Raw genomic sequence first — 3,549 nt, 5'->3', positions numbered from 1 at the left:
GTTTGGGGGGTGGGGTTTTGTTCTGGCATGGGGGCTTTTTTGATCCTTGCTTTAAGGTTTATGTGATCTTAATTTTAAATAAATCCGTAGTATTATAACAGAAATTCTAGTAGGATAACTGAATGTTTGATGATGCCTTGCTCTCTATTTTTGATCGCATGCCTCTTATTGCCTCTTTTTTAGCGGGGCTATTGGCTTTTTTAAGCCCTTGCGTGTTACCCCTGCTCCCTGCTTATATGTCCTACATTTCCCAAAGTTCCCTAGATGAACTTAAAAGCGGTCAGTTTAACCGCTTTGCGGTGTTGGGCAAGGCTTGTTTGTTTGTGCTAGGCTTTGGGCTGATCTTTTGGCTCATTGGCGCTTCGATGGCAAAAATTATGCACAATTATTTAGCCGGTGCATGGGTGCGTTATGTCTCTGGGGGGATTGTGATCTTATTTGGGCTGCATTTTTTAGGAATCTTGCGCTTTAACTTTTTATACCGCTCCAAAAATTTTAACCTCTCCTTTGAATCCAAAAATAAATTTTTACAAGCATTAATGCCCTTTATTTTGGGGGCAGGCTTTGCTCTGGGCTGGACTCCATGCATTGGGCCCATTTTTACAAGCATTGTCATTTTAAGCGGCTCGCAACAAGTCTATGGGATGGCATTACTTATTGTGTTTATTGTGGGTTTTGGGTTGCCTTTTTTGGTGGTGGCGTTGATGGTGCAAAGAGCCTTAGAAATGCTTAAAAAAGCGCGCCGTTACGCCCATTGGTTTGAGATCGCCTCAGGGGTTGTCTTGGTGTTGATGGGCGTGTTGATTATCAGTGGCAAGATGGACGATTTGGGCGCGTTTTTATTGCAATTTTAAGGCAGTGCGATGTTGCTCCAAAATGCCAGATTAGAAAATGGGGAAATTACGAGTGTGCGGATTTTAGAGGGGGTGATCACAGAGCTTAGCCCCCAGCTTTGTGCTAACCCCCAAGAGATGGTGCTAGATTGCCAAAACAAGACTCTTTTGCCCAGTTTGATCGATTTGGGCGTGTTCTTACACAATCTCAACGCCTCCACTTATGCCCAGCTCAAGCAACAAGCCTACAAGGGCGGGGTGGGGACTTTAATGGGAATCCCTCTAGCCCCGCTTTACTCACTTACAGAACCACGCATGGAACCCTTAAGCGTGTTTGAGGATCACCAAGATAACTTAAACCCCCTAGATTATGGCGCGGTGCAAAAAGCCCTAGTCGATGGGGATTTGCTGTGTTTGCACCCGCTCAATAGCCAACAACGCCTGCAAAATTTGAGCATGCTTTGCGATCAACTCTTAGAACGCACAAAAGTTTGCCTTTACATCTACAACATTGAGGGGCAAAAACTCTTGCCCGCCCTAGATTATGCCAAGATGTTAAACTTGCCCCTTGTGTGTGGGGTGCGTGGGTATGAGGGGCGATCCAGTTTAGCCATGCTTGATGAGAGCCCCCTAGCCTATGAACTAGGCTTGCCCTCTGTGAGCCGCTTGATTCAAGTTAAAGAAGTGGGGAAATACGCTGGGCTAGCTTTACACACAAAATTAAGCGTGTTGCTAGATAGCGTGGTGGAATTAGACGCATTGCAAGTAGCCCAAGCCTTTAAATCTTTGGGCGCGCCTTTGTGGGTGCAAACCCCCTTGCACCATTTGATCCTAGATGAGAGCATTTACAAACATTACGATCCCCGTAGCAAGATTTTACCCCCCCTCAAAAGCAAAACCCACCAAGAGCAATTACAAGCCCGCTTGGATCAAATTGACATCTTAACCAGCCTGCACTACACCCACACCCCCCGGGTGCAAATCTTTGAAGATGCCCCCTTTGGGATGAATAGCATTGATCTGAGTTTTGCGCTAGCCTATACCTTCTTGATCAAGCCCCAGATCATTACGCTAGCACGGCTGGTAGAATTGATGGCGAGCAACCCAGCGCGTTTGTTGGGGCTAGATTATGGCGTGTTGGCTGTGGGTAAGCAAGCTAGATTAATGTTAGTGGATTTGGAGCAAACCTTTAAAGTTTCTAACCCGGCGAGCATTTATGAAGGGCAAATGTTGCAAGGCGTTGTGGAGTGGGTTTTACAAGGAGAGCAGATTGTCTATGCAAATCATCGGGGCTAGCTGGCTTTGGGTCTGCGATCCTAACTTTAGTATTCTCAAAGATAGCGCACTTTTAATCCAAGAGGGGCGTATTGCCCAAGTGGGGGATTATGCGCATTTGGTGGATTCACACCCTAAAGCCTTGAGCGTGTTTTACCCCCATTGTGTCCTTATGCCCGCTTTGATCAACCCCCATGTGCATTTTGAGTTTTCTAACCAGCAAAATAGCTTTGTCTATGGGAGTTTTGAGGCTTGGCTAACCAGTGTCATCCAACAACGCAATCAAGTCTTGCGCCACGCCCATAAAAGTATCCAACAAGCCATCGCTCAACAGCTCAAAAGCGGGGTGGCAAGCGTGGGGGCAATTAGCAGCTATGGGTTGGATCGCACTTTGCTCGCCAACTCCCCTCTAAGGGTGGTGTTTTTTGATGAGCTCATTGGTGCTAGCACCCCCATTGAACCCACCTTGCACGCCTTCCAAGAACGCCATGCCCTCTCTTTGCAACACAAAAGCCCCACCTTCACGCCTGCTATCGCTATCCACGCCCCCTACTCGGTGCATCCAGATTTGGCCAAAAAGGTTTTAAGTAGCATTAAAAGCCCCGTTATTTCAGCGCATTTTTTGGAATCCCAAGCCGAATTAGAATGGATCGAGCAACAAAAGGGCTGGTTTGCGCATTTTTATAAGGACATTTTGGGCGTGCCCCACCCCAAGCCTCTATATCAGAGCGTAGCGGAGTTTTTAGACCTCTTTAAAGATCAACGCCTCTTGCTTGTGCATGGGCTTTTTGCTAGTCAAGAACATTTAAGATACGCTAAGAAAACCGCCCAGCTCACTTTAATTAGTTGCCCGCGTTCCAACCGCTTATTAAGTGGGCAGATATTGGACTTAACCCCCCTTGAAAAACTGGGTATCCCTTTTAGCATTGCCACCGATGGCAAGAGTTCTAACTACAACTTAGATTTTTTAGAGGAATTACGCACCGCCCTTTTTGCTTACCAAGCCCCATTAGAGGAATTAGCCATCCAGCTTGTCTTAGGTGCAACTTGGCATGCCGCTTGGGCTCTAGGCTTGAATAATGGGAGCTTGCAAACAGGCAAACTAGCCGATTTGGCGATCTTTAACTTTAAGGGCAAGGGCACGCCTGCCGATGCGCTCCACTGGCTTTTGCACGCCCAAAAAGCCAAAGTAGTGTATGTGGGGGGGGAGTTGGCAATCTAAACCCCTCACCCCTACCCCCAAGTGCCAATCAAATCCCCCTCTTGCAAGCTTTTAGGTGATGGTTATGGGGTGTATTTTTAGTTGTGGTTTGACATACTCTCCCATAACTAAAGTTAGGGGATTCTAGCTTTAGTGGAGATCGCGGCTTCAAGTAGGATAGCTCCGTTTGGAGTCTTACATTCCCTATTCCAAAGGTTGATGCCCCAACCCCAAGGGTAT

At 47.0% G+C, this 3,549-nt stretch carries 3 protein-coding genes; all 3 read left to right on the top strand.

The window, feature by feature from the left end; all coding sequences use genetic code 11:
- Positions 1 to 122: 122 nt before the first annotated feature.
- From C5684_RS09040 to mqnF, 3 genes are read left to right on the top strand one after another with little or no spacing between them, the layout of a single operon-like run.
- Positions 123 to 854, top strand: coding sequence for a cytochrome c biogenesis protein CcdA (locus C5684_RS09040; protein ID WP_104629527.1), 732 nt, complete (start codon positions 123 to 125; stop codon positions 852 to 854).
- 9 nt (positions 855 to 863) lie between these two features.
- The gene (locus C5684_RS09035; RefSeq protein ID WP_104640098.1) at positions 864 to 2,129 is read left to right on the top strand and encodes an amidohydrolase family protein; all 1,266 of its coding nucleotides are present in this window, start codon (positions 864 to 866) and stop codon (positions 2,127 to 2,129) included.
- On the top strand, positions 2,110 to 3,330 hold the full coding sequence (gene mqnF / locus C5684_RS09030) for an aminofutalosine deaminase family hydrolase (RefSeq protein ID WP_199764547.1): 1,221 nt from the start codon (positions 2,110 to 2,112) through the stop codon (positions 3,328 to 3,330). Before C5684_RS09035 ends, mqnF begins: the two co-directional genes overlap by 20 nt.
- The last annotated feature ends 219 nt before the right edge of the window (positions 3,331 to 3,549 follow it).

The organism is Helicobacter bizzozeronii (assembly GCF_900196775.1).
GTDB lineage: Bacteria > Campylobacterota > Campylobacteria > Campylobacterales > Helicobacteraceae > Helicobacter > Helicobacter bizzozeronii.
This window is presented reverse-complemented; position numbering and strand designations above follow the sequence as displayed.

Excerpts from the sequence above, each read along its gene's own strand:
- C5684_RS09040 (WP_104629527.1), top strand. The coding sequence starts at position 123 with ATGTTTGATGATGCCTTGCTCTCTATTTTTGATCGCATGCCTCTTATT.
- C5684_RS09035 (WP_104640098.1), top strand. The coding sequence starts at position 864 with ATGTTGCTCCAAAATGCCAGATTAGAAAATGGGGAAATTACGAGTGTG.
- mqnF (WP_199764547.1), top strand. The coding sequence starts at position 2,110 with ATGCAAATCATCGGGGCTAGCTGGCTTTGGGTCTGCGATCCTAACTTT.